The sequence below is a fragment of the Arthrobacter sp. MYb227 genome, assembly GCF_002975435.1.
In the GTDB taxonomy this organism is placed as follows: domain Bacteria; phylum Actinomycetota; class Actinomycetes; order Actinomycetales; family Micrococcaceae; genus Paeniglutamicibacter.
The window spans coordinates 43,234-69,284 of the sequence record NZ_PCPT01000016.1 but is presented as its reverse complement, the minus strand read 5'-3'; the positions used below and the strand labels follow the sequence as shown (position 1 = coordinate 69,284).

The 26,051-nt window shown below is 56.3% G+C and carries 21 protein-coding genes, 2 tRNA genes and 1 pseudogene; 14 read left to right on the top strand and 10 right to left on the bottom strand.

Annotated elements, in window-relative coordinates; translation table 11 throughout:
* Window positions 1-22: 22 nt before the first annotated feature.
* On the bottom strand, window positions 23-1,198 hold the full coding sequence (locus CQ018_RS18775; RefSeq protein ID WP_105551539.1) for a low temperature requirement protein A: 1,176 nt from the start codon (window positions 1,196-1,198) through the stop codon (window positions 23-25).
* A gap of 298 nt (window positions 1,199-1,496) precedes the next feature.
* Between CQ018_RS18775 and CQ018_RS18770 the strand changes: the two genes are divergently transcribed.
* Window positions 1,497-1,573, top strand: a tRNA-Arg gene (locus tag CQ018_RS18770).
* Window positions 1,574-1,975: 402 nt separating this feature from the next.
* Here CQ018_RS18770 and CQ018_RS20900 read toward each other — a convergent pair.
* Entirely contained in the window at window positions 1,976-2,305 is a 330-nt protein-coding gene (locus CQ018_RS20900) for a beta-propeller fold lactonase family protein (RefSeq protein ID WP_374954221.1), read from the bottom strand.
* Window positions 2,306-2,321: 16 nt separating this feature from the next.
* Window positions 2,322-3,005 (bottom strand): annotated as a pseudogene (locus tag CQ018_RS18765) (lactonase family protein); the annotation flags it as partial.
* Between the two features lie 153 nt (window positions 3,006-3,158).
* On the opposite strand from CQ018_RS18765, the gene CQ018_RS18760 reads away from it, so the two are divergent.
* From CQ018_RS18760 to CQ018_RS18750, 3 genes are read left to right on the top strand one after another with little or no spacing between them, the layout of a single operon-like run.
* Complete coding sequence (locus tag CQ018_RS18760) at window positions 3,159-4,076, top strand: adenylate/guanylate cyclase domain-containing protein (RefSeq protein ID WP_105551537.1); 918 nt, start codon at window positions 3,159-3,161, stop codon at window positions 4,074-4,076.
* Window positions 4,073-6,391, top strand: coding sequence for a YhgE/Pip domain-containing protein (locus CQ018_RS18755; protein ID WP_105551536.1), 2,319 nt, complete (start codon window positions 4,073-4,075; stop codon window positions 6,389-6,391). The genes CQ018_RS18760 and CQ018_RS18755 overlap by 4 nt, the downstream gene beginning before the upstream one ends.
* Window positions 6,391-6,999, top strand: a complete 609-nt coding sequence (locus tag CQ018_RS18750) for a TetR/AcrR family transcriptional regulator (protein ID WP_105551535.1) — start codon at window positions 6,391-6,393, stop codon at window positions 6,997-6,999. The genes CQ018_RS18755 and CQ018_RS18750 overlap by 1 nt, the downstream gene beginning before the upstream one ends.
* Before the next feature lie 11 nt (window positions 7,000-7,010).
* Here the strand turns inward: CQ018_RS18750 and CQ018_RS18745 are convergent, their stop codons facing one another.
* The 3 genes from CQ018_RS18745 to CQ018_RS18735 all read right to left on the bottom strand — a co-directional run bounded on the left by CQ018_RS18745 (window position 7,011) and on the right by CQ018_RS18735 (window position 9,618).
* On the bottom strand, window positions 7,011-7,976 hold the full coding sequence (locus tag CQ018_RS18745; RefSeq protein WP_105551534.1) for an EamA family transporter: 966 nt from the start codon (window positions 7,974-7,976) through the stop codon (window positions 7,011-7,013).
* A 183-nt stretch (window positions 7,977-8,159) separates the two neighbouring features.
* The gene (locus tag CQ018_RS18740; RefSeq protein ID WP_105551533.1) at window positions 8,160-8,681 is read right to left on the bottom strand and encodes a histidine phosphatase family protein; all 522 of its coding nucleotides are present in this window, start codon (window positions 8,679-8,681) and stop codon (window positions 8,160-8,162) included.
* 139 nt (window positions 8,682-8,820) lie between these two features.
* Window positions 8,821-9,618 carry a winged helix-turn-helix domain-containing protein gene (locus CQ018_RS18735; protein ID WP_105551532.1) on the bottom strand — a complete coding sequence of 266 codons (798 nt, stop codon included), beginning with the start codon at window positions 9,616-9,618 and terminating at the stop codon, window positions 8,821-8,823.
* Between the two features lie 589 nt (window positions 9,619-10,207).
* On the opposite strand from CQ018_RS18735, the gene CQ018_RS18730 reads away from it, so the two are divergent.
* The 3 genes from CQ018_RS18730 to CQ018_RS18720 are packed head-to-tail and all read left to right on the top strand — an operon-like array spanning window position 10,208 to window position 13,190.
* Window positions 10,208-10,948 carry a response regulator transcription factor gene (locus tag CQ018_RS18730; RefSeq protein WP_105551531.1) on the top strand — a complete coding sequence of 247 codons (741 nt, stop codon included), beginning with the start codon at window positions 10,208-10,210 and terminating at the stop codon, window positions 10,946-10,948.
* Window positions 10,945-12,597: a cell wall metabolism sensor histidine kinase WalK gene (locus tag CQ018_RS18725; RefSeq protein ID WP_105551530.1), complete on the top strand. Its 1,653-nt coding sequence runs from the start codon at window positions 10,945-10,947 to the stop codon at window positions 12,595-12,597. The genes CQ018_RS18730 and CQ018_RS18725 overlap by 4 nt, the downstream gene beginning before the upstream one ends.
* A 53-nt stretch (window positions 12,598-12,650) precedes the next feature.
* The gene (locus tag CQ018_RS18720; RefSeq protein WP_105551529.1) at window positions 12,651-13,190 is read left to right on the top strand and encodes a GNAT family N-acetyltransferase; all 540 of its coding nucleotides are present in this window, start codon (window positions 12,651-12,653) and stop codon (window positions 13,188-13,190) included.
* 113 nt (window positions 13,191-13,303) lie between these two features.
* Here CQ018_RS18720 and upp read toward each other — a convergent pair whose 3' ends face one another.
* A complete protein-coding gene (gene upp / locus CQ018_RS18715; protein WP_105551528.1) occupies window positions 13,304-13,942 on the bottom strand; it encodes a uracil phosphoribosyltransferase in 639 nt (212 codons plus the stop codon).
* A gap of 107 nt (window positions 13,943-14,049) precedes the next feature.
* Between upp and CQ018_RS18710 the strand changes: the two genes are divergently transcribed.
* Window positions 14,050-14,526: a nucleoside deaminase gene (locus CQ018_RS18710; RefSeq protein ID WP_105551527.1), complete on the top strand. Its 477-nt coding sequence runs from the start codon at window positions 14,050-14,052 to the stop codon at window positions 14,524-14,526.
* Window positions 14,527-14,552: 26 nt separating this feature from the next.
* On the opposite strand, the gene CQ018_RS18705 is transcribed toward CQ018_RS18710, so the two are convergent.
* Entirely contained in the window at window positions 14,553-15,785 is a 1,233-nt protein-coding gene (locus CQ018_RS18705; RefSeq protein WP_105551543.1) for a DNA glycosylase AlkZ-like family protein, read from the bottom strand.
* Window positions 15,786-15,854: 69 nt separating this feature from the next.
* Here CQ018_RS18705 and CQ018_RS18700 point away from each other — a divergent pair.
* Window positions 15,855-15,945, top strand: a tRNA-Ser gene (locus tag CQ018_RS18700).
* A 128-nt stretch (window positions 15,946-16,073) separates the two neighbouring features.
* Here CQ018_RS18700 and CQ018_RS18695 read toward each other — a convergent pair.
* Both CQ018_RS18695 and CQ018_RS18690 read right to left on the bottom strand, forming a co-directional pair.
* Window positions 16,074-16,640 (bottom strand): dihydrofolate reductase family protein, encoded by a 567-nt coding sequence (locus tag CQ018_RS18695; RefSeq protein WP_105551526.1) that lies wholly within the window; start codon window positions 16,638-16,640, stop codon window positions 16,074-16,076.
* Window positions 16,641-16,965: 325 nt separating this feature from the next.
* Window positions 16,966-17,664 (bottom strand): phosphatase PAP2 family protein, encoded by a 699-nt coding sequence (locus CQ018_RS18690; RefSeq protein ID WP_105551525.1) that lies wholly within the window; start codon window positions 17,662-17,664, stop codon window positions 16,966-16,968.
* 94 nt (window positions 17,665-17,758) lie between these two features.
* On the opposite strand from CQ018_RS18690, the gene CQ018_RS18685 reads away from it, so the two are divergent.
* The 5 genes from CQ018_RS18685 to CQ018_RS18665 all read left to right on the top strand — a co-directional run bounded on the left by CQ018_RS18685 (window position 17,759) and on the right by CQ018_RS18665 (window position 26,051).
* Window positions 17,759-18,217 (top strand): 23S rRNA (pseudouridine(1915)-N(3))-methyltransferase RlmH, encoded by a 459-nt coding sequence (locus CQ018_RS18685; protein WP_181150011.1) that lies wholly within the window; start codon window positions 17,759-17,761, stop codon window positions 18,215-18,217.
* A 60-nt stretch (window positions 18,218-18,277) separates the two neighbouring features.
* The gene (locus tag CQ018_RS18680; protein WP_105551523.1) at window positions 18,278-23,323 is read left to right on the top strand and encodes an ATP-dependent helicase; all 5,046 of its coding nucleotides are present in this window, start codon (window positions 18,278-18,280) and stop codon (window positions 23,321-23,323) included.
* Window positions 23,324-23,431: 108 nt separating this feature from the next.
* Complete coding sequence (locus tag CQ018_RS18675; protein ID WP_105551522.1) at window positions 23,432-24,265, top strand: DNA-formamidopyrimidine glycosylase family protein; 834 nt, start codon at window positions 23,432-23,434, stop codon at window positions 24,263-24,265.
* A 76-nt stretch (window positions 24,266-24,341) separates the two neighbouring features.
* Window positions 24,342-25,415, top strand: coding sequence for a pseudouridine synthase (locus CQ018_RS18670; RefSeq protein WP_105551542.1), 1,074 nt, complete (start codon window positions 24,342-24,344; stop codon window positions 25,413-25,415).
* A gap of 18 nt (window positions 25,416-25,433) precedes the next feature.
* Window positions 25,434-26,051, top strand: a complete 618-nt coding sequence (locus CQ018_RS18665; RefSeq protein ID WP_105551521.1) for a DedA family protein — start codon at window positions 25,434-25,436, stop codon at window positions 26,049-26,051.

Below are 26,051 nucleotides of genomic sequence, written 5' to 3'. Positions count from 1 at the left end.
AGAGCATCCCCTTTGCACCGCCCTATTTTTCGTGCGCCGCGGCCCGCTGCTCCAACGCTGTGCTGAGCGCATCGATAATTAAGAGTGCGATGGCCGCCAAGCCTACTGTTGCCCAAGCCGGCCATGTCCCACTGCTGAGGCACGCAACTGCCGGCAAGAGCACACCGGCACCAAGGAGCAATCCAACACGGCCCAAATGCCTCCCCAGCCGCAGCCCGATCAGGGCATTTGCCAGATAAAATCCGCCAATTCCCACGGCCAGTAGTACTCGGCCCTCGAAGGGTAGCGGCTCGCCGGCCAGTGAAACCGCGCTCCCCAGGGAAGCAGCAATAAATGTCAGTGCCGCCACGGCAATGAAGGGAAAATACATCACAGCATCACGCATTGCACCATATGAGTGTCGCAACCGGGCGGCGGCAAGTCCCTCCTCGGTACTCGGTCCACCCCACCGAAAAAAGGCACGGGCCAATAGTGCGCAAATGATGAACCCCCAGATGCCCGCTGCCGCCCCTGCAAGACTCGGGTGATCTGCCAATCCAGTGACCACCAGATATACGGCTTCGCCAATGACAATAACGATGAACAGCCCGATGCGTTCAAGCAGATGCGGAATGGCAACTCGCTCATAGACGTCGAAGGAAAACCCACGGCGCCAAGCCAACAAAAACACCTCGGCGCTTACCGCCAAGGCCCACACCCCGTATCTCCACGGCACCGGAACCGGCAACGACATGAGCCACAAGGCCGCGGTCACGAGGTTGTAGGCAAGAGGACGCCATAGAGGCACCTTAACGATTTTCTTGATGAAGGGAATCAGCCAGATCATCAGCAGGGTCAATCGGATCCATGCCGCTCCTAAGGCGTAGAGCTGTCCATGCCCTTCCACACCTTGGGAGATTGCAACCGCCATGGCCGCGGCGCCGGGCATGGAAAAAATAATCAGCAGCCCCACAGCAGTGAAGCGTGAGCCATAAAGATTATTGGCGATCATGAGGTTGACCCACGCCCACCACAAGGGAAAGAAAAGCAGGAGGAAAACCAGCACGGTGCCAACGCCGGGCTCGTGCTCAATGGCCCGTGCCGATAACGCGATCACCGCAACGAATACCAGATCAAAAAATAGTTCATACCAGTCAACTGCGCGTTGTGGTGCTGACACTGCCGAGGTATCCCCCGCAGCTGCTTCCGCCTCGGCCATCCTCACACAGCTCCATTCGATCCGCGGCTGACTCCTATTGCGGCACCCGCGCCGGCGGGTACCTTTACCCCAGCAATGCGTTGTTTATTATCCGCGCGCATCAGTGCAGATACCAGTGCCGCATCCAGTTGCCTCTCTACAACGCGCCCTGAACCCCCGCACCGAAGCATCAAGGCCCTCCTTTCGCCACGACCTGACGTGACGTCGCGCACGGTTTAGTGTTTTGGATCGACCTACTGCCGAAACCTATGTATAGTTATTCGAGTTCGGATCGCAAGGTTTGAAGCAAATTGAATATGCGCCCATAGCTCAGCTGGATAGAGCGTCTGTCTACGGAACAGAAGGTCAGGGGTTCGAATCCCTTTGGGCGCACCAAATGAGAAAAGCCACGAGAAATCGTGGCTTTTCTCTTGTTGTCTCCCCACCCGCCGCCCAGGGAACAAGCCCTCTGCAGTCGCGTATCCTCACTGATTAGACTCACCCATAAGGCATTTCCGGGACCTGCTCCCGAATTCGATCTGCAGAACAAGCGCACCACCCGCACCTGCTTCAAAGGGAACAAGCGGTTAGGGAAGTTTTTTCGTACAGGCAAGTTCGCCGCTGGAGCAATAGCGTCACAAGAACACACGATTACCCGTTGCCAAGCGTCTCGGTGCGCAGCGGCGAGTGATCGCTTGTCACACTTTTCAGCCCCTCAGGCCCGCGCGCAACGGGTGATCCTGGTGTTCTGCTCAATCAGAAATTACGCAACGACTCGGGGCCCACTACTTGTTGACCCTAGTGTTTTATTTGGACAGTAAGACACGTAGGGCTCTCAAGATCTAAGGAACTGAGCAATATATCGGGCAAGCCGTCCGTTGCGTTCAGACCCAATGCCGAAATGGTGCTTGAGAGCTGGTTGGCTACCAGCAAGGCGTCTCCGGCTTGAACATGGTGGCGTGGCCACTGCCCATGGCAGGGCTCGACGGCCGTTGGGATCGGAACGCCATCTTCGCCAAGGTTTAGTACCGCGATGCGTCCGGGCCCACGCACTCCTACGTAGAGCCGATTGGCCTTGGCATCTAATGAAATTTCTGCCGGATAATGCCCCCCCCGCAATGAGGTCATCACCCACGGCGGTTCGCGAGATTACTTCATAGTCGCCCGCGCTCGTGGCCGCCAGCGTGATGATTTCAACGCTGTGTTCGGTCACCAGGTACAACATGCCAGATGGATGTTCGACTAGGTGCCGTGGCCCGTCACCCTTGTGCAGGATGATGCGTTGGTGAAGAGAAAGTTCACCGTCTTTCAAATCCCAGATTCGCAAGGCGTCATGCCCAAGGTCGGTGGTGATGATCTTGCCGTTACTTAGCACCGTACTCTGGTGCGAGCGGGAGGCTCTTGGCTCATGTCCCTCACGTGCAAATGGATCACTGGAGGCTTCGGCCACTAGTGGGGATCCGAGCGAGCCGTCCTGACCAATTGGATAGGCCAGCAGCTTTCCATCACCGTAACAGCTAGCAAGCAGCGTGTTCGCTTCCACATCTAGCGCTAAGTGACACAGCAATTCACCGGCGGCTATGGGCTTTCCCAGGGGCATAAGTTTGGAAGGTGAGATCACCGTGAAAGCTGCTACTTCTCCACGATGCTCTAGCGCCGCATAAACAACCGGAAGATTCGGGTGCGCGGTAATCCACGATGGCGAGTCGGCAGCATGGGCGAGCCCGAGATCGAAAAGCTTGCCATCTCGATATTCAATGGCACAAATCCCTTGGCTAGTTCCGCCACCATCTGGCGAATAGGCGCCGACCCAGTATTGATTACCCATACCTCTTATCCTCTCCCGCGGAACAGCTTTGAAAGATTTCGCCCGTCAAATGATACGAGATTGTTTCCTACGCTGCCCCGGTTGCTCCGCACGTGGTGAAGCAGACAGTCACTCTATTTGAACTGACCGGTCAGTTTCATTTAGTCTTATATCGTGCTTATCGCAAACTCACTGGCCATCGCCGGACGCCACCAGCCACTGCTGGAACCAACAAGCCTTACCGTTTCGCGCGGCGAGCTGCTTCTGGTGCAGGCCGAACCCCAACCTACCCGCACCGCACTTTCGCTGGGCCTCAGCGCTCGCATGCGTCCCGGTGCCGGAACCGTGAGCTGGGCAGGTAACTCTTCCCTACGTTCAGTGCGCAAAATCAGCACACTCATTGACTCCCCCGAGATCAACGAACCCGAGGCGCACCTGAAGGTCAGAGATCTGGTGGCGGAAGACCTGGCCCTACAACCAGGACCCCGCTGGCGACGCAGCAGCATCAACTCATGGATGGAACGCCACAAGGTTGACCATCTGGCCGGGAACTGGCTGGACGCGATTGACCCGCTAGACCGATTCCTGCTCCTGACCTACCTGTCGCTTGATGACAGCAACGTCAAGCTGGCCATCTTCGATTCACCGGATCGCCATGGAATCCCCGAAGAGGACTGGATCGCACATCTGAAGAATGTTGCAGGTGGCCGCCGCGCCCCCGCGGTCATTGCTGTTGTCGCTCGCATCCCTATGTGTTGGGACGGTGCGGTGGCATTTGCCGGCCATACCCAAACACACCGAATTTTTGCTCGGGATCCAAAACCTGAAGTCGTTAGTCAGAAAACCACCGCACCTGAAACCCGCGAGCCCCTACCCGACGAGCCATCCACAATTGTCGAAAGCACCGACGTTATGGAGCCCGTTAAAGAGATTCTCGAAACTGAGCAGGCGCCTCCCACGCTGGCAACTGAATATCCCACTAAAGCTCTTCGTCCGGAGAATTCTGTACCGGAAGATTCTGTCCAGGCCAAGGACTCCACACCGGATTCACCAGGTCAAGGTCTTGCCCAAGAAGTGAAGGAAACCCGATGACCACGCTGCGTCTGGCGCTCTCAGAACTTAAACGAATGACATCCGGTCGCCTACCACGGCTGGCAATTATCGCCATGTGCATGGTTCCGCTGTTGTATGGTGCCCTATATCTGTACGCCAACTGGGATCCATACGCTCATTTGAACAACGTCAAAGCCGCAATCGTCAACCTCGACGAGGGATCTTCTAAAGACGGTAAAGAGCTCAAAGTTGGAGATGATGTCACCCAAGAGCTGCTTGAAGACGGAACCTTCGGCTGGATAGTGGTCAGTTCCGAGGAAGCAGCCGAGGCCGGCGTTGCCAGCGGAGATTACTCATTTGCCATGACGATCCCCAAGGATTTTTCGGCAAACCTTGCCTCCCCCGGCGACTTTGAGAAGGCTAAACAAGCAATCCTGAAGATCACTACCAATGATGCAAACAACTATATGGTTGGCACTTTTGCGGACAAGCTTGCCGGACAGGTCCATAACACCGTGGCGAAGGAAGTCGGAACCCAGACCGCCGACGCGCTGCTTGGCGGCTTCTCGGATATTCATACAAACATGGTCAAGGCAGCCGATGGCGCCGGCGAACTACACACCGGCACCGTGAAACTCTCCGATGGTGTTGGAACACTTGCCAATGGTGTAAGCACACTCAAAGATGGGGCCGCCAAGCTCAATAACGGTGCCGCGGAACTGAGTACCGGTGCTGGCACCCTATCCGAGGGCACCTCCGCCATTGTCTCTGGCCAAAAGAAGCTTGCCAGCGGCGCCGATCAACTCGCCGCCGGTGCTGGCGAACTTGCTGCCGGAACCGAGGATTTACACAGTGGGATGGGTGAGCTCAAGTCCAAGACTTCCCAACTTCCAGCAAAGACCCAGCAGTTGGCCGACGGTGCACAATCCGCTGTAACCGCCTCCAAGCAACTCGCTGCGGGTGCCGCTCAGGTCGCGGCCGGCAACAAAGCACTCGAGGACAAGGTCAGTAGCGCAGCGGATACAATTACTGCGCTTGAAAAGGATGCTGATTCGCGGATTACTACAGCCCGGGCTTCACTGCAAAAACATACCAACGAGCTAATCAAGGCCGGGGTACTCTCCGAAACTCAAGCCAAGGAACTTACGGCTTCACTCAAAGGTGCCGCCGCTGCGTCCGGCATCGAAGCTCAAGTATCCAGCACCAAAAAACAACTTGCCACTGCGCGGCAACAAATCTCCGCGTTGGCGGAGGGTTCGGCTCAGGTTTCGGCCGGCGCCAAGGAACTGGCAGCAGGCCTTGGCACTCTTTCCGGTGGCAGCAACCAACTGGCGGCAGCAATGCCTGCGCTCAAGACCGGCATTAGCGATGCCACGACGGGTGCAAGCAAACTCAACAATGGGGCCCAAACCCTGGCCCAGGGAACAGCAACACTCTCTGCAGGTCAACATGAAGCGCTTTCCGGTGCCCGCCAACTCAATGCAGGTGCCGGATCGTTGGCCGCTGGCGCTAAAACGCTGCATCAGGGAACCGGCGACTTGGTGACCGGTACCAAAGATCTGGGCGCCGGCGTGGGCGAGTTAGGCAGCGGGGCAACCGAACTAAGTAATGGTGCCAATGAGCTTTCCACCAAGCTCACAGATGGCAGCAGCGAAATTCCCAATCCGGATGCCACAAACCGTCAACAAGTATCCTCTGTCATCGGGGACCCGGTTAAAATATCTCGCACCGATCAAGCCAAAGCCAGTGTGTATGGAGAAGGGCTCGCCCCATTCTTCATGACCCTCGCCATCTGGATTGGTGCCTTCATCCTCGTGCAGATCATGCGACCAATCACCAAACGCGCGCTTGCTTCCAACGCGGCAAACTGGAAGATCGCCATCGGTGGGTGGCTCCCCTTCCTAGGTATCTCGCTTGTGCAAGGAACTATCTTGTACACGGTGGTCCTCTTCGGGCTGGGCCTGAACACTGCTCACCCCTGGATGACTTGGGGCCTGTTCTTGCTAGCGTCTATGGCGTTCACTGCAATCATTCAAGGTATCTGCGCACTTGCCGGAACACCGGGCAAGATGGTTGTACTGGTCCTCATGGTCCTCCAGCTAGTTTCTTCGGGTGGCACTTTTCCATGGGAGACCACCCCCGAAGCCCTGCATGTTGCCCACCGCTGGCTCCCCATGGGACATGTTGTGACAGGTCTGAGACACCTCATGTATGGTGCCGACCTTTCGGTGCTCGGCCCCATTATTGCCGGGCTCGTTGGCTACACTGTATTGGGTCTTGTGGCCAGCACAGTTGCGGTCCGCTTACACAAGACTTGGACCCTGAAAACACTGCACCCGGAGCTGAGCGCATAATGAGTGAGACACGTGCCCCACGTACACGAGTGCGCGCCACCGATTCCAAGCATCGACTTTTCACCGCGTCGATGGAACTGATCGGTTTACGAGGGCACCATGCGGTGAGTGTTGATGAGATTGCCAAGGCCGCCGGTGTATCCAAGGGCACCGTCTATTACAACTTTGGCTCGAAATCGGAGCTTATTGCCGAACTTTTCAGTTATGGTGTGGCGATCCTCTTTGAACGTCTCGAAAAAGGCGTCAATGATCCAGACCCCGTCAAGGGCCTAGAGCTCATGGTCAGTGAGTCGCTGGAATTCATTGCCGAGTATCCTTCGTTTGCCCAATTATGGATCTCCGAGCAGTGGCAGTCCCAGAGTGAATGGGCGCCAGCACTGAAGGTCATGCGCCATGAAGTCATCTTCTTGGTGCACCAGATCCTCACCCGGATCTCGGAAAATAAGTCGCAGGCAGCTGCCGCCCCGAGCCTTGATCTAGACACCCTAGCGACAGCAATCTTTGGCGCAACGTTGATCTTAGGTCGCGACAGGCTGGTCTTCCACCCCGAACGCAGCGTACAGGACTGTGTTGGTGCGGTGATGGCGTTTACCGCAGCACTACGCTGAGCCTGTTGCCGCTACCGCTTGCTCTTGTGACTCCGACCCCTTACAGGAACCGGGGACGGACTAGCTTCCATCTCCGGAACTACAGCATTGCCCCGTTTACGCCGCAACGTTAGCGTCCCAACCCCCACCCCTGCAACCAAGATCAAGGCACCCATGAGTTCCAACGCGTTGGGGTATTGTCCAAGAACTATTGCAGCACTGCCCATGCCAATAGCGGGTATGAGCAATGTGTAGGGAACGACCTTGGCCGTGGGATATTTGCCCAGCAAGGTGTTCCAAATACTGTATCCAACCAGCGAAGCCATGACTGCCGTGAATGCGACACCCCACCAAGTCTCCGGTCCCAAGGTAGTAAATGCATCACCAACTGCGGCAGGACCGTCAAGAAGCAAGGATAGGCCCACCATGGGTAGCGGCACCCATAGGGCGGAATGGACGACCAAGCCCAGTCCGGATGCGCCCGATGCCGACCGTGAAATCACATTTCCAATCCCCCAGCTAAAACCGGCGGCAATACAGATCAATAACGGCAGCAGAACCGAGGCCAAGCCAGTGCCTTCCGAAATAGCAGCAACGCGGCCAAACCCAACAACTACCAGCCCCACGATGCCCAGTACAGTACCTAGCAGCTGTTTTCGGTTCGGGTACTCACGCAAGAAAAGCGCACCAAGTCCAATAGTGAAAAACATCTGGGATTGAAGCACCACAGGGGCCAACCCCGTAGGCAATCCTAAATGCATTGCCGTGAAAAGTAAGCCGAATTGACCCGCGCTCATGGTCAACCCGATCCCGGCAATCACCTTCCAACTGGCTTGCGGTTTTGGTACAAAAAAGATCAGTGGGAAAGCCACCGCGGCAAAACGCAAGGCGACAAACACCAAGGGAAGGGTATCTCGTAGCCCCAGATCAATAAAGAGGAAATTCAATCCCCAGAGTAGGACAACAAGCAGGGCCAGAAGCGTATCGCGCGGTTTCACATGCCCACCTTTCCACCATCTACGTAGGGAATCCCAAAAATGGAGTATTCATGTCGCGGTGGAGCAACCCTTCATATCTCCCAGTCTTCGGTACTACGTGCGGTGGTGCCGCAGATGGTTCGCGCGATGTAACCGGAGTCCCTTGCTCACCTAGCTGATTGTGCTTCCGCGAAGAACCACGTTCTAGCGTGGCACCACAAAGTTGGTCACGCGCATATCGCGTCCATCAATTTCCGCCCAGTTTTTAGCAGTTTCCATAACAGTCATACCCAACGTCGGGTAATCCATCGCCAACTCATAGACGGCTTCTTCATCCGAATCAATGCTCGCCAAACGCATGGCAAGTTCTTGTAGCACCGGTTGATGGCCAATAACCAATAAAGTGGTCACAGTGTCCGGGGTTTCGTTAATGATGGCGCAAAGCTTGGTACTTGAGGCTCCATACACCCGGGAGTCGAGATATGGAGTTGGCGCCTTTTCGCCAAGTTCACTCATCACCCAGGCACACGTCGAACGCGTGCGCAACGCATCGGAAGTCACGATGAAATCCGGGATCACCCCGTGATCGCGGAGCCAGGCGCCTGCCGCGGGGGCTTCGCGGTTACCGCGTGAGGCCAGCGGCCGCTCGTGGTCGCTGACGCCCAGAGGGTAGTCGCTTTTGGCGTGGCGCAACAGCACGAGCCGCTTTAGGTGATGGTCACTCATGCATCTAAGCCTATGCCGTCTCCCGGAAATTGTTGGCTCTTCCTCGCTGGAGGCTATTCCATCCCCCTGAGGCATTAAACGTCGGTGGGGGGTATGCGCGAGGAATCTCGCGCATACCCCCCACCGGGTTAAGCCAAATTTAGATGGTGTATTCGGGTGCCGCCCAGACAACTACTTCAGGGTGCTCGTAGAAGCGGTAGCCCTGACCGCGCACGGTACGCACCGTGTTGGCTAGGCGCCCTAGTTTGGAGCGCAGGCGACGGATGTGCACGTCGATGGTGCGCTCGTTAGGCACTTCTTCGGCGTTGCGCCACAGGTTGGTGAGCAACTCGTCGCGGCCCACGGTGCGGGTGCCATTTTCCACCAGGTAGTTCAGCAGCTCGAATTCCTTGAACGTGAGGTTCAGTGTTTCGCCGTCGAGGTGTACTTCTCGGCGGGAAAGGTCGATCAGCACACCCGAGGGGCGCGGAGCGGCCGGGCGGGCATCGGCGCGTGGGCGGCGATTGACGGTTGGGTCACCGAGTGCGTGGCGAACCACGTCGATGTTTTCACCCTGAGCGCTGGCCGGGGCCAGTGCTACCGCAGCGTGTGTCTGCGCTTCGGGGGAAAGCGTTGCCAAAAATGCACGAACCTGAGTTGCCAATTTTCCCAGTGAAGTTCCCTGCGCCTGAGCCACGGACTCGTCGAGGCCCACGTAGAGCACGAAGCCGCGGGCAGTGGTGTCGTTAGCTACCGACTGTGGACCCGGGGTTCCGTTGGGGGCGACAATGGGAGTTGGAGCTGTCATCGGTCGAGTCTCATGCGTAGCAGGCACTGCATGAAGCTGGCGATAGCCAGCTGGGGCATAACCGCCGGGAGTCGTGGCGCGCTGGGCTGCTGCCGCGCGGGACTGGGCGTTGCGGATTGAGACATGGACGTATCCGGACGTAACCGACATGCTGCTTTACCTCTAACTCGTGTGAATGCCACGGAATGGCGCGAATGCTTAGTTGTCCTCAACTCACCGCTGGTGCGGAAAAGATCGGAGCGATGCGAGTTTCACCGAGCGTCAAAATGGGTTCGACGCTCAGCTGGGCATTCGACAACAGAATCTCAGGTGACTGATCACCACGCCTCGACTAAGGCTCTGAGTTGCTGTTGCTGCACTATTCATAATCATCAGTTTCCTCGTAATATTCGGAACCCGCAAGTAACAAACTTCAAAAGTGTCCACCATGTGAGACGAACCGTATCGAAAGTGATGATCATCACATTGTGCAGATGTTGAGCGTGACCCCAAGTTCGCGCACGAGGTGCGTGGTCATTTTGAAATCCATGCGCAAACTGATCAATTAAGCGCATAACGTTGCATTGGTGGGGAGCCTTACACCCCCTTTTCCATCCAAACAATGGGCAATTTGCTGCTTCCCCTTCTCGACCGCCCAGACTCGGTGCTCTGCAGGCAATAAGCTGTACTAACCACGGTTCACAGGCCACGCACAGTGTCATCACAGTTGCGACCAAAACCCCGGATGGAGAGTAGAAACATGTCAGCATCGCGTTTTTCACCCACCCAACTGCCCCGACTCACCCACCCGGATGGCACACCCATCCGGGTCCTAGTTGTCGACGATGAGCCTTCGCTTGCCGAACTCGTCTCCATGGGCACCCGCATGCTGGGTTGGGAAGCAACAGTCGCACATGATGGTCCCGGTGCAGTCGAAGCCGCCCGAAACACCACCCCTGATGTGCTGGTCCTTGACTGGATGTTGCCAGGTTTCGAGGGCCCCGAGGTACTCCGTAAAGTTCGTATGTTCCTCCCAGAAGTTCCGGTGCTCTTCCTCACGGCCAAGGACGCTGTGGAAGACCGCATCGAGGGTTTGGGTCTCGGTGCCGATGACTATGTGGCAAAGCCATTTAGCCTCGAGGAAGTTCTGCTACGCCTGCACAAACTCGTGGAGCGCTCCGGTGCCAACACTGCCGATAGCGCAGAATTGGTCGTTGGGGATCTGGTATTGAACACCGATTCTCACGATGTGACGCGCGCCGGGGTTCCTATCAGCCTCACGGCAACCGAATTCGATCTGCTTTCCTACCTCATGCTCAATGCACGGAGAGTAGTCTCGAAGTCCCAAATCCTCGATAACGTCTGGCATTACGATTTTGGTGGACAAGCAAACATCGTCGAACTCTACATTTCCTACCTCCGCAAAAAACTCGAGGCCGATGCCCCACCGATGATCCATACGGTTCGCGGCGCCGGGTACATGCTCAAGCCCGCTTCATGAGCCACCCCGCATCCGAGAGAGCCACCCCGGCAGATGCTGAGGTAGCACCGGCCACGTCAGCCCAGCAGGATGCATTAACGCAAAAAAGTGAACCGAACGATTCCAAGACCACCGACCCACCAAGCAAAACCACGCTATTTGGCCGTCTAACCTTGCAACGCAAATTATTGCTTGCACTCATTGGCTCACTTGCGCTGATCTGTACGGTCATTGGCCTAGCGCTCAACACCGGCATGCGGCAGTCGATGAACATGCAGTTACATGAGCAACTGAATTTCGCGTCCGAGCGCGCAGCCACGTATTCCGCGGAAATTGGTCGTGATGCTCCCACCGGCTCGCTTTTTGCCCCCGGTCAAGCCTCCGGAACGTTGAATGCCAAGATGGTCTCCGGATACCTCTTTTCCGGAGCTGTGCTAGATTCCAAGACCGGCGAGCGCAAAGACATTACCGGTGCCGATGCCCAGTTGCTCGCTACCCTCAAACTTGATGGCCCGCCGGTCATTGAATCCCTGAGCATCGGGGACTATCTCCTTTCGGCACAGAAGGACCCTGGTTCCGGAGGTGTATTGATTACCGGTCTACCCACGGCGCCGAACGAACGCACGCTTGCCGCTCTAGGGGTTTTGACGATCACTGTTTCATTGGCAGGATTGTTTGCCATTGGGCTTATTGGTTCGCTGATTATCCGTCGCTCCTTAGCTGCGCTACAGAGAGTCTCTGCCGTGGCATCATCGGTTGCCAATGCCGAACTCGATTCCGGAACGGTGGCTTTGGAAGCTCGAGTGGCTCCTGGCGATTCAATTCCTGGAACCGAATCCGGCGATGTTGGGCATGCCCTCAATGCCCTCTTAGATAACGTGGCCACGGCTTTTGCCGCCCGTGAGGCGTCCGAGGCACAGATGCGCCAATTTGTTGCCGACGCATCTCACGAACTACGCACCCCGCTTTCGGCAATCCGTGGGTATACGGAACTGATAAGTGCCACCGAGCATTTCAGTGATGACGGTCAGCGGTCCTTGAACCGCGTGCTTGAGCAAAGTACCCGGATGAGTTCGCTGGTGGAAAATCTTTTGCTCTTGGCACGGCTCGATGAGAAGCATCAACTCAAAACCTCCGAGGTAAATTTATCTCAGCTTGCCAGTGAAATCACCGAGGATTTTAAGATCACCACCCCGGATCACCAATGGGTCGCCGAGGTACCGGAAGAACCCGTGATGATTTCTGCAGATGCCGGCGCGTTACGCCGGGTCATCACCAATTTGTTGGCCAATGCACGTAAACACACCTCGGTGGGTAATACGGTAACCGTGGCCCTGCACCGGGATACTGCAGCTCATGAAGCAGTTTTGAGCGTCACTGATACCGGTGAGGGTATCGACCCAGACTTCTTACCGCATGTGTTCAAGCGCTTTACTCGTGCTGATGCTGCACGCTCCGGAGCCGATGGCACGACCGGGTTGGGTTTGCCGATCGCTCAAGCGATTGTTGAGGCCCACCATGGGTCAATCTCGGTGGCATCGGTACCAGGTAATACGGTCTTCACGGTGCGTTTACCGCTACCCGCGCAGATCCCACCCAAACCGCTGGTACCACCTAGACCTGCCAAGGCACCCAAAGCGGGGAAACCTGCGCGTTCGCCGCGTTCCTAACCAAACCTGCTTCGTTACCGGTAGAGAAGAACCAACGCGCTACGCTCAAGAACATGCCCATTACCTTTCAGGCCATGCAGGCCGCCGATACCGCGCAGATCGTTGAATTCCTCTGCTCAAATACGTTCCCGTTCCATGTCCAATCTGCACCGCAAACGCAGGAGATTCGGGCCGGGGTCGAGGAAGGTCGCTGGTGGAATGAGGAGACTCAGGGCTATTGGATTTTCCAAGATGATCAGTTACTGGGAATGGTATCGCTGGAAGATTTGTGCGACGCCACCCCGCTCTTCGATCTTCGCTTGGATCAAAAACATCGCGGACAGGGGTTAGGCGTTGTAGTTCTCAAGGCTCTCACCGACTTTGTTTTTACCGCTATGCCGCAAATCCTGCGTTTTGAGGGGCAGACCCGGGAAGACAATATTGGGATGCGCAAGACTTTCCTTCGAGCAGGCTTCCTCAAGGAAGCCCACTACCGTTTGGGATGGCCCACCGGTGATGGCAGTTATGTGGCTTCACTCGCCTATGCCATCCTGCGCCAGGATTGGGAATCGGGTAACGTCACTCCCTTTCTGTGGGAAGACCTCAGCGCATAATCCATTGAGCATGCTCCGGCACACACAAAAGCCGTGGGGCTCTTTGTCTCTGGGACTACACGTCCACAGGCAAAGAGCCCCACGGCTTTAAGCCAAAAATTTAGCTTATAGATTTAGTGGGCAACACCGTACAGGCGATCGCCTGCGTCTCCCAGACCGGGAACGATATAGGCGTTTTCGTCAAGCTTCTCATCGAGCGCTCCAAGGATCAGGTGAACCTTGTCGTTATCGCCGTAGGCTTCTTCCAGACGTGCAAGGCCCTCGGGTGCTGCGATTAGGCAGATGCAGGTAACATCCTCGGCACCGCGATCAAAGAGGAACTTGATAGATTCGATCAAGGTTCCACCGGTAGCAAGCATCGGGTCAAGCACGAATACCTGACGGCCCGTCAAATCTGCAGGCAAACGCTCGGCGTAGGTGATGATGTCGAGGGTTTCCTCGTTACGAGCCATCCCTAGGAAACCAACCTCAGCGGTTGGCACCAAGCGGGTCATTCCCTCGAGCATGCCCAGACCCGCGCGCAGAATCGGGACCACCAGTGGGGTTGGCTTGGCAAAGGCGATACCGGTGGTCACTGCCACCGGGGTTTCAACCCTGACCTCAACGGTTTTGACCTCACGGGTCGCCTCATAGGCAAGCAGGGTCACCAACTCGTCGGTCAGCTGCCGGAACACCGGCGAAGGGGTGTTCTTGTCTCGAAGGACCGATACTTTGTGGGCCACCAGCGGGTGGTCAATTACCTGTACGCGCATGCACCAAAATCTACCAGCCTGATCTGGGAAAAACCGTGTTTTTTGCTTCAATCGCTCGTGATTCCCGCCATTGTCTTTCGGCAACACCTATTAGAGTGGTTGGCACCATGATTGACCCAACACACCTGCGCCTAATGGGCCTTGCCCTAAATGAAGCCCGAGCCGCCCTGATCACCGGAGATGTCCCGATTGGCGCGCTCATCCTGGGACCCGATGGAACGGTGCTGTCCACTGGCAGGAACGAACGCGAAGCACACGGTGATCCCACCGCCCATGCGGAGGTTATCGCCATTCGTGCTGCCGCGGAGGCTATGCGCGCTTCTGGCATTGATGACGGTTGGCGTCTAGAAGACTGCACCTTGGTTGTCACACTCGAACCCTGCGCCATGTGTGCCGGGGCCATTGTGCTCTCCCGCATTCCCAAGGTGATCTTCGGGGCGTGGGATGAAAAGGCCGGCGCTGTCGGCTCGGTATTCGACATTTTGCGCGAACCTCGATTGAACCACTGGGTTGAGGTCTACCCGGGCGTACGCGAAGAAGAATGTGCACGCCTACTCACCGATTTTTTCCGCACCAAACGCTAACCTGCTTTCGGGTCACAGCATACTCATCAGGCGTTTCTACGCTCATCCAAGACCGCAATGTTCTTGGCTCTTGATTTTGGGGAATCCAAACTGAAAGATCGAAAATCCCCTAAATCTTCGGCGATCCAGGCCTCAACCAGCGCAATTTTCTCTTTCACCGCGGGGGTGACCGGAGCAAAGGTCCACCAAGCAATCCGCGCATTTTCAGGATCGTACTGCCACAGGCCAATAATGCGTCCCCGATCAAGGATCGGGTGATCGGAAAGATCTGCGGCCAGGGCCGATCCGCTCATTCCCGTCACAGCTCCCCTCCCCACCTCATCAAATAGGTCCGCAGAATTTCGACGCAACAGCACTAGTGAATCGCTACCAGCCAGAAGCTGAATATCTTCTTCTGCCGGGATAACAAACTTAGCCAGCTTGGAGAGATCCTGAGGCATCATCCACAGCTCCTCTCCTGCTGCTGTATTCATTGGTGTTGCACCAACCGCGCTCAGCGCGGCCTTTGACTGCGCAACGGTGAAAGCTGTGAACCACCGAAGCTGCCCCAGGGTGGCCCCGCCGGTCCAACCCAAAAACCGTTGAACCATTCGAGCCCTGAGCTCTTCATCGTTTGCTCCAGTGGACGGCAGATCCCACAGGGTGTAGGAGTAGCGTTGTTGATCCAAGCGTCCATTGACCGGCACCCTACGGATTCGACCATCGGCCTGTAGTAGCCCAAGCGCTGCCGGCAACGTGGTGCTCGAGCCCTTCTTTTTGCCCTCTTCACCCATAGTGCGCACCGCGCCACCTAGAACCTCACGCAGCTGGCGCGGGTCCATGGAAGCTTCTGCGCCAGCCTGGCGTAACGTTTCCAAAACCTTTTCGGCTAAAGCTTCGATCTCGCTGCGTTCAACACCCAACCTGCCAAGAACTTTAACCTCTGTCTCGGCAGCGTTGCGCCCGAGCTGTAATCCCCAAGCAAACTCCTTCGCAGGTAGTACGTAAGTGCAGCCTCGAGCCGAGGGCAATTCGTGAATTTCTTGCCGAGCCACCACCCGATCGACTTTCTCACGCCGGATCCCGGCTCGAGCAAACAGCGTGAGGTAGGTATTTGAGCCGCCCACCGAACGCGCCCAGCCCACCCGGTCCAGAACTTCTGCGGCATCCACTTCGGCCAATGAGCCATCAAGTCCCTGCCTATGCCAGGACCAAGCCCGCAACAGCTCTTGGGTCAGCTGATCCGGAGGGATGAGGGGCAATTCGTTTCTCGAAGTCATGGTTTCATTCTGTCTTGCAAACCCCTCGTTTTTGCTGTGGGCCATTCTTCCGATAGAGTATTCAGGTCTGGAGACGTGTCCGAGCGGCCGAAGGTGCAACACTCGAAATGTTGTGTACGGTAACCCCGTACCGTGGGTTCAAATCCCACCGTCTCCGCCAGCGAAAACCCCCCGTAGATCATTGAATCTACGGGGGTTTTCATTGCCCAAAATACCGTGTTAGCCGAAAGTCTGTTTTGTTAGCTGAGCCTAGAAACGACAACTGGCGCCGCTACTCGCGCTAAATTTCTAGAGAGCGTTCTTCACCCGGTACCCCAGATATGTGCTTCCGCTAGTAAATGTTCGTTGCGCCATCAGTTCAAGATCCAGCTTTAGTCCCTCGGGCAATGCTCGCCTTCCCCCACCAACAATTACTGGTGAGACAAAGAAATGAACCTCATCAACAAGGCCCGCGGTGAGTGCCTGAGCTGCAAGCTCGGCACCACCGATTGAAATGTGAGTCCTTGTTGATTCCTTCAACCGAAGGATCTCCTGCACATCAAAGGAACTGCGGATCTCTGTTCGTTCGGTTTCGGGCGTGCGCAATATCTTGGAGTAGACGATCTTGCGAGCCGCATTCCAGATACTCGCGTAGTCATGGATATACGATGGCAGGCTTTGATCCTCGAAGAGCTTTTCCCACACCTTCAGAACGTCGTAGAATCGATGCCCCAACAGTTGAAGCTCAACGCCACGTTCCAGATCATTGATAAAGCTATGGACCTCTTCGTCTGGCATGCTCCAATCGAATTTTCCCGACTCATCAACAAAATAACCATCAAGCGAAATACTCATCGCATAAATCAGCTTGCTCATTTTTTCATCCGTTTCGTATTCGGCACGGCTTCGGTTTTCACATGTGTTTTATGAGTCTGCTCTTTGGACATCAGCTCGGCTGCAAATGCTGCAATGTTCTCGAGAAGATCAGCATGACCCGTTATCGCCTCGGTTGGCCTCGGTATACTGATCAGTCCTGGTGATCCTGTTTAGCTTCGGATACTCGTGGCTGGTTTTCTTCAGCGGAGGCAACGCGCTTGATCTCATCAGTCCTCGTTTCTAGGAACAATGATTATCATGCCTTGAGATTACGCCTGCGGTTGGCATCCGGGAAAGGTTTTCAGTGCTGTGGTACCGGGATCCGCTAGATACGAACCCAGCGGGCAAAACGTCGATTCTTCAACACCACAAAGTGATGCAATATCATCATGATTGCGGCCCAGGCACAACCGATGAGTAGCCCTGCCAAAACATCGGTGAGCCAGTGATGCCCCAAATAGACGCGGCTCCATCCCACCCCGAGAACAAAGGCTCCCAGCACGCAGATGCTGATGATCCGCGAAGCCTGGTGGCGCAGGAGAATAAAGAGAAGGTACCCAATGACGCCGAAGATTGCCGCGGAATTTAGCGTGTGGCCGCTGGGGAACGCATAAGAGGTAGGCTCCGGGGCAACTGCCTGTTTGATCGCCGGTCTGGCTCGATGAGTGGCGTTTTTTAGCACCACCGTTAGCGTGACGGACCCGGCGGCAGTCAGCGCGATCAACAAACCCGGCCAATAACTTCTGGTTTTCCAACTAAGAAGTGCAATAGCAATGAGGGCAATAATGCTCATCCACAGGGTGTCCCCCAAGGTAGAAAATAACCATGCAATATTGGTAGCTGCAGGGCTACGGTGTGCCACCATCCAGTCGAGCGTTGGCGCATCCCATGAGGCAAGACCCGAATCCATCCGCACCGAAATCCACATGCGTCGGGCGAGCGCAAAAACGCCTAGCACCGCAGCCAAAACAAATGTGATGGTGGAACCCGGAGTGAGGTTTCCGCGGCGTCTAGATGCATTCATGCATCTCAGCGTAGCTTCCCGCGCTGGAACAAGCCTTGAGAACGCTCAGGAAATGCTGGAACGGAAAATCAGTTGAGTGCGAGAAGATAGATGTATGAGTATCCGGGTGCTGGCTATTGGCAAAAAACACGAATCATGGGTGAGCGAGGGAATCGATCGCTACGAAAAGCGTATGAAGAAACCCTTTGATGTGAAATGGCACCTTTTACCGCACTCCTCACGTGAAGGCGATGCCGCCCGGACTGAGGAATCCGAACGGATTCTGGCCAAGGTTGATGCCAAGGATTTTTTGATCCTGCTTGATGAACGTGGAAAGAATATTGATTCTCCCGCGCTGGCTAAGACCTTACAACGTCCACTGGATACTTCCCGAAATATCACCGTGGTGATTGGTGGGGCGTACGGTGTTGATCCATCGGTGCATGACCGCGCAGATTTCGTGTGGAGCCTCTCCAAGCTAGTTTTCCCCCACCAACTGGTTCGGTTGATCCTGACCGAACAGCTTTACCGTGCCCAAGAAATTGCTGGTGGGGGAAAATACCATCACGTTTAGCATGCAAGGCATGCCACTAACTCAGCAATTTGTCTTGTCCGGCGTTTAGGCTTGGGATCAATGGCTAAGCAACCTCAGACCGATAGCGTCCTTGAACGATTCACCCACGCCACACGGGCATGGTTCCAAGGTGCCTTTGCCGAGCCGACTCCCGCACAAATCGGTGCTTGGGATGCAATATCCACCGGATCTCACGCACTGGTGATTGCGCCGACCGGCTCGGGTAAAACACTTTCAGCGTTTCTATGGGCCCTGGATTCCTTTGCACGTACCGCTACCGAAATCATGGCTCCGGCATTACCGGGTCTTGAAAGTGGTTCACCAGCGCCATCTAAGAACGGCTCCAACGTGCATTCCGGCGGCACCAAGGTGCTTTACATTTCTCCGTTGAAGGCACTTGGCGTTGACGTTGAACGAAATTTGCGCGCACCACTTGTAGGAATCAAGGCCACCGCCGCCCATCTGGGTCTGGCAGTCCCACAAGTATCCGTGGGTGTACGCTCCGGTGATACACCGGCCAATGAGCGTCGCAAGCTTGTCACTAATCCACCAGATATTCTCATCACCACACCCGAGTCGTTGTACCTGATGTTGACCTCCCGGGCGCGCGAGTCCTTGGCCGGGGTACACACGGTGATCCTTGATGAGGTCCATGCGGTGGCGGGCACCAAACGCGGCGCCCACCTTGCCTTATCACTCGAACGGCTTGATGCGTTGCTGAGAACACCAGCCCAGCGCATTGGTCTTTCTGCAACCGTTGAACCACGTGAAGAAGTCGCACGCTTTCTAGGTGGTAGCGCCCCGGTGCGCATCATTGCCCCGCCTATCACCAAGACCTGGGATCTAAGTGTGCGGGTCCCTGTGGAAGACATGACAGATCTTCCCGCGGCCGCTGCCGCCCACGATCTAGGACCCGGATCTGGATTGGCGCCACAGGCAAGTATTTGGCCGCATGTTGAGGAACAAATAGTTAACCTCATTGAGGACAACCGTTCAACAATTGTGTTCGCCAACTCCCGCAGGCTTGCCGAGCGTTTGACCGGACGGCTGAACGAAATTCACGAAACCCGGCTCACCGGCAACGCAACACCAACCTTATTGGCACCCACCGGGCTTGGTGCCACCAGCGCAGAGATGACCGGAGGAACACTCGCCGCAGCCACTCGAGCAGCCCAGGGAATCCAGCCGGGCACCGGTATGCCAGCGGCGATGATGGCCCAAGCCGGCATGGTCTCGGGTGCCGGTCCGGATGAAAACGGTTCAATCACTCCCCTGGCCCGGGCACACCATGGCTCGGTATCCAAGGAAACCCGAGCACAGATCGAAGATGATCTAAAAACCGGTGTCCTACGTGCAGTGGTAGCCACAAGCTCACTGGAACTCGGAATCGACATGGGGCTCGTTGACCTAGTCATCCAGGTCGAGTCCCCTCCCTCGGTGGCCTCCGGGCTACAGCGTGTGGGACGTGCCGGACACCAGGTCGGTGAAACCTCAATTGGCGCGTTCTTCCCCAAACATCGAGCCGATCTCTTAGCCACTGCACTGACCGTTTCACGCATGCGTGAGGGAAAGATCGAGGCACTACATATTCCGGCAAACCCGCTGGATGTATTAGCGCAGCAGACTCTTGCCGCCTGTGCGCTCGAAGACCTAAACGTTGAGGCTTGGTTTGATACGGTTCGCCGGGCAGCGCCATACGTCTCACTGCCACGCGCCGCATTCACCGCAACACTCGAAATGCTTGCCGGTAAGTACCCATCGGATGAGTTCGCCCAATTACGCCCACGCATTATTTGGGATCGAGATGCTGGAATACTCACCGGGCGTCCCGGTGCCCAACGCCTAGCGGTCATCAGTGGCGGAACCATTCCGGACCGTGGCCTTTTTGGTGTTTACCTTGCAGGCTCCGAAAATGAATCCGGGGCCAAAGGCGGACGTCGAGTGGGTGAACTCGATGAGGAAATGGTCTATGAATCCCGGGTGGGGGATGTCTTTGCCCTGGGTGCCACCAGCTGGAAAATCGAAGACATCACCCATGACCGGGTATTGGTCTCCCCAGCATTTGGTCAACCTGGAAAACTCCCCTTCTGGAAGGGCGATACCCAGGGACGTCCCGTGGAACTAGGTGCCGCGTTGGGCAAATTCACTGCATCCTTGGTCTCAATGTCCGAGGAAAATGCTCGCAAAGAATTAGCCGGCATTGGCTTAGATACGTTCGCGTCCGGGAATCTGCTGAATTACCTTGCGGCGCAGGCCGAAGCAACCTCGGTGGTGCCAAGCGATAAGACCATGGTGGTTGAACGTTTTGTTGACGAACTTGGTGATTGGCGAGTCATCTTGCACTCCCCCTTTGGCTTGCCCGTTCACGCACCTTGGGCGCTTGCCGTGGGGGCCCGTCTGCACGAACGCTATGGACTCGATGGATCGGCAATGGCAGCCGATGACGGGATCGTGCTGCGGGTTCCGGCCATGGACGATGAACCACCGGGAGCAGAGCTTTTTGCCTTTGAACCGGAAGAGATCGAAGATTTGGTGACTGCGCAGGTGGGCAATTCTGCGCTCTTTGCCTCGCGTTTCCGCGAATGTGCTGCTCGAGCGCTACTTTTGCCACGCACTAACCCGGCCAAACGCACCCCGCTCTGGCAGCAGCGCCAACGCAGCGCCCAGCTCTTGGATGTTGCAAGAAAATACCCGGATTTTCCAATCATTTTGGAGACGGTGCGCGAATGCCTCAACGATGTCTATGACCTACCGTCATTGAAAAACCTCTTAGGGCTCATGGGTTCGCGTGGCATTTCGGTGCGAGAGGTCCAAACCCGGCTGCCTTCGCCGTTCGCCCAGTCGCTACTTTTTGGGTATGTTGCCCAATTCCTCTATGAGGGAGATTCTCCGCTTGCCGAGCGTCGGGCCGCTGCCCTAAGTCTTGATCCTGCGCTGCTCAACGAACTGCTGGGGCGTACCGAGTTACGTGAACTGCTGGACCCACAGGTCATTACACGCACCCAGGCCGAGCTTCAGCGTTTAGCACCAGGCCGCCAATTATCAGGGTTGGAAGGTGCCGCCGATCTTTTGCGGATGCTTGGCCCGTTAGATATTTCCGCGCTTGCAGCACGCTTACGCAATGAAAGCAGCACGGAATCCGCAGAAACTTCCGAATCCCCCGGAGTGCCAGACCCTGCCCATCTTGCCGTAGCCAGAACATACGTTGAAGCACTAGTGCGCGCCAACCGAGCCCTAGAAGTCCGGCTTGGCGGAAACACCCTCTTTGCAGCAATCGAGGACGCCCCACGGCTGCGTGATGGGCTCGGAGTTCCGCTACCCCACGGGGTACCTCTGGCATTCATTGACCCCGTTGCGGATCCTGTGGGCGATCTAGTCTCCCGCTTTGCCCGTACTCATGGACCTTTCACAGCCTGGGACGTTGCCACTGCACTTGGCCTTGGTGTTGTTGTGGCCCGCGGTGCATTGGAACGACTGGTAGCCGATAACCGTGTGGTCACCGGCGCCTTTCGCCCCGCCGAGCTGCTAGCTACCACCGCACCATCCATTCCCGTTCTCGGGCAGCCTAGCGGTAGTGAACTGGAATATTGTGATTCCGGCGTCCTGCGGATGATCCGTTCGCGTTCTTTGGCTGCCTTGCGGGCAGAAGTGGAGCCCGTGGACCAAGCAACCTTTGGGCGGTTCCTTCCCGCATGGCAGGGAATTGGTCAGGGTTTGAACGGGGTCGATGGCGTCTTAGCGGTCATCGAACAATTGGCTGGAGTCCCGTTTCCGGCCTCGGCCCTTGAACCATTCATTCTTCCGGCACGGGTACGCAATTATTCCCCCGGCCTACTTGATGAGCTGATGAGCGCCGGTGAAGTACTAGTTTCCGGTGCCGGCGCGCTGGCCGGAACCGATGGTTGGGTAGCGCTACACACGTTAGAAAATGCTCAGCTGAGTCTTCCACTGCCAAATCTGGAATCCGTAGGACCGTTGGCCCGACGCCTCGTGGTGGTCTTGGAAGCAGGCGGTGCCTACTTTGCACCGCAACTGGCTAGGTTGGTAAGCCAGATCCCGGAGACGAATATTGCAGCGTCACGTGAACCAGCACATCATGAACCGCGTACCGAAGAAGTTCTTGAAGCCCTGTGGGAGTTATTCTGGGCGGGGGCGGTTGCTCCGGATACTCTGGCACCGCTTCGCGGGCTGCTTTCGGGGGGAAAATCTGCGCATCGTGCGCCGGCCTTGGCACCCCGAGCACGCACGGCACGACTGGGCCGGATGGCGGCACTGCGGCAGGGACGCCCCGGCTTTGGCGAGCCCGCACCAGTCGAAGAAACCGGTGGCGGTGTGCTCTCCTTGCGAGGAAAAGATCTAGTAGCCAGGTCACGACTTATTGGTGGTGCCGGGATACCCGAGTCTGGAAGCGGGCGTTGGTCCATGCTGCCTCAAATCGCCCAGGACCCAACGATTCGAGCACACGCAGCGGCCGAATTTCTTCTTGAACGCTATGGGGTTATCACGCGTGGATCTGTGGTTGCCGAGTCCGTGCCCGGTGGCTTTGGACAGCTCTACAGGGTGCTGAGCAAACTTGAGGAAGCCGGTCATACGCGCCGCGGCTATTTCATTGAACGTTTGGGCGCTGCACAATTTTCGACCTCCACGACCATCGACAGATTGCGTAGTTTTGTCCGCGACCTTGACCCTAATATGGACACAGAAAATCCAAAAATCATTATAAGCTCACTCCCTATTCAGGCCCTAGCGCTCGCGGCAACGGATCCGGCTAATCCCTACGGTGCCGCATTGGCCTGGCCGGCGGCCGACGGTGGGCACCGTCCCGGACGCAAGGCCGGAGCAATCGTGGTTTTAGTTGAGGGACGGCTGGCTTTGTATGTTGAACGCGGCGGAAAGACTGTCCTTGATTTTCTGGGCACAGCCCCTTCCCCAGCATTATTGAATGCGGTGGCAATCGAGCTGGTGGCCGTGTTGCGGCGCTCTGGAATTCAAAAACTCATGATTAATAAGCTCAATGGTGCTTCGGTCCTCGATACGGAACTTGGAAATGCGTTACGTGGCGCCGGTTTCTATTCAACCCCTAGTGGGCTCCGCTTTAGAAGCTAAGCAAGAAATTTTCCAGCCCACGACGCCACAACTACGGCTAGTCTAGTGACTAGGGTCACTCTCACAATGGGGATTGAGTGCCCTACTAGGCGATAGGTGGTAAGAACAATGCCCGAAGGGGATACAGTTTTCCGCACGGCTCGTCGATTGGAAGCCGCGTTGGTCGGCAAACGATTGAGTGTTAGTGATTTCCGGGTTCCGGAACATTCAACCTTGTCCATCGTGGACTGGTTAGTTGAATCGGTAGTGTCCCGCGGTAAACACCTATTGATCCGTGTCAATCCCCCAGCAAAGGTCGCCGCACCTCCGTTGAGCATTCACTCGCACCTGCTCATGGACGGGCACTGGGACGTTTATGCAACAGGGGAACGCTGGCGCACACCGGCATTCAAGGCTCGAGCCGTATTAGGCAACCCCGCGTTCACCGCTGTGGGATTCGAACTGGGCTTCCTTCAGGTCTTGCGCACAGCAGATGAGGTTGAGGTCATTGGCCACTTGGGGCCAGATCCCTTGGGTCATTCGTGGGATCCGGCAGAGGCGGTACGCCGGCTCCGGTTGAATCCCGATCGTCCCATTGGTCTTGCGTTGCTTGACCAGCGCCTCATCAGTGGGCTTGGCAATATTTACCGCTCCGAGGTGCTCTTTGTGACGCGCGTACACCCCCTGACAGCGGTAGGAGACGTCGAGGACCTAGCGCACCTGGTAGATATTGCTCACCGGCTCTTACAAGCCAACAAGGATAGGGCCCGTCGAGTCACCACGGGCACCGATGGTGTTGATCGCTACTGGGTCTATGGGCGTGCCGGCCAACCATGCATGCGTTGCGGTGGACCCTTGAGCAAGGAATCACTTGCCGAGTCACCACGCAGCGCCGAACGAGACGTATATTTCTGCCCCAGCTGCCAAAGCGCCGATGTTCCGGCTAGCGAAGCAACGCACTAACCCGCACCAGGGATCTGGAGCGCATCTGCAAACTGCGATCGGTGCGGGTAAGCATGAAAGACTTGGTTCCATGGCCATGATTTCCCCGCTGCCCGTGCGTAACGGTGTGAATGCAACGCGTCTGAGGATTCCTTCGAGCGGGGGATGGGAAAGCGTCTGTGAATATATGTTGCACCGCTTTGGGCATGTGGACGCCGAGGGTATTGTGCGTCGCTTTGAAACAGGTGAAGTTGTTGGGCTCGGCGGGGTTCCTCTGAACCCCACGACGCCCTTGGGTGAACACGAATTCGTTTGGTACTACCGGAATCTACCTACAGAGACCCCCATCCCTTTCACCGAATCAATCCTGTATCAGGACGAACATCTGCTGGTCATTGATAAGCCACATTTTTTACCCACCACTCCCGGAGGTCGCTTTATTCAGCAGTCTGCCTTGGTCAGGCTGCGCAACCGAGTGAATAATCCGGATTTGATTCCCATGCACCGTTTGGACCGAGCGACGGCTGGTGTTTTGCTGTTTTCCACAAACCCGGAAACTCGTGGTGCCTATCAAACCCTGTTTGAGCGCCGAGAAATCTCTAAGACCTACGAAGCCATCAGCGCACTTGTAGAAGTCGATGGCCGTCCACCGGGCGAGGTCATGGGCGTCGGAGGGCTTGGCGGCAGGGCCGAGGATCGCAGTGGAAACTTCATTCCCGGGGCCGCGGGGATTGGTAATTCGTTGCTCACCGCTGCAGAGCTTGAAGCGCAGCTCGCAAGTTTTCCTGTGGTGTACAGAAACCGCATGAGCAAGATTAAGGGTCAACTACGTTCATTGGTGGAGGCAGGGGAACCCAATGCGGAGTCTCTGATTGAACTTATCAACGTTGGCAGTTCCGCAGGTCATTTCCCCGGATTACGGGTTGCTAAATTCAGGCTCAGCCCGCATACGGGTAAGACTCATCAGTTACGTGTGCATCTTGCCGCGCTGGGATTGGGAATTCTCAATGATCCGTTCTACCCAACGCTCTTAGACCTAGCACCTGACGATTACACCCGTCCACTCCAGCTACTGGCCCGGTCAATTTCCTTTACCGACCCGATCAGTAACCAGCCGGTTACCTACACTTCCGCACAGGAACTTTCAGAGTCACCCGGATTACTGGGTTAACGGAAGGCACTGACCACCATGTTCACCGGATTAGAGGGCGCACTCGAGAGTTTCTTCGAGCCGTTCTTGTCCGGTAGTCAATGGTTCTACCCCCTACTTTTTGTTCTTGTTGCCTTAGATGCATTGCTTCCACCACTACCAAGTGAAATATTGGCCATGGGCACCGGCCCCATGGTTGCCGCCGGGTTACTCAATCCAGTAGTTGCTGTGACCATCTGTGCTGGTGCGTGTTTCCTGGGCGACACGATACTTTATGTACTTTTCAAACACGGTGGAAGATTTTTGACCCGCTATGGCTGGGGCAGGTGGTTACACAAGAACATGAGCGTTTTGGTGCTCAGGTTAGGCACCAGTGGCACCTACGCCTCATTACTTGGCATGAGATTCCTGCCCGGGGGACGTAGCGCTTCAATGGCGGCGGCAGGTATCTCACGTATTACGTGGAGTGTTTTTGCGCCATTGGCCGGCACCGGAGCGGTGCTTTGGGCCATCTGGATGATGACTTTAGGTCACTTCAGCGCACAAATTACGGGATTTCCCATCTGGGCTTCCACCATCGTGGGCATGATATTCGGTACGCTTGTCGGAATCCTACTGGCTGGTGCACTGGCCATTTACCGCAGACAAAGGGGTTAG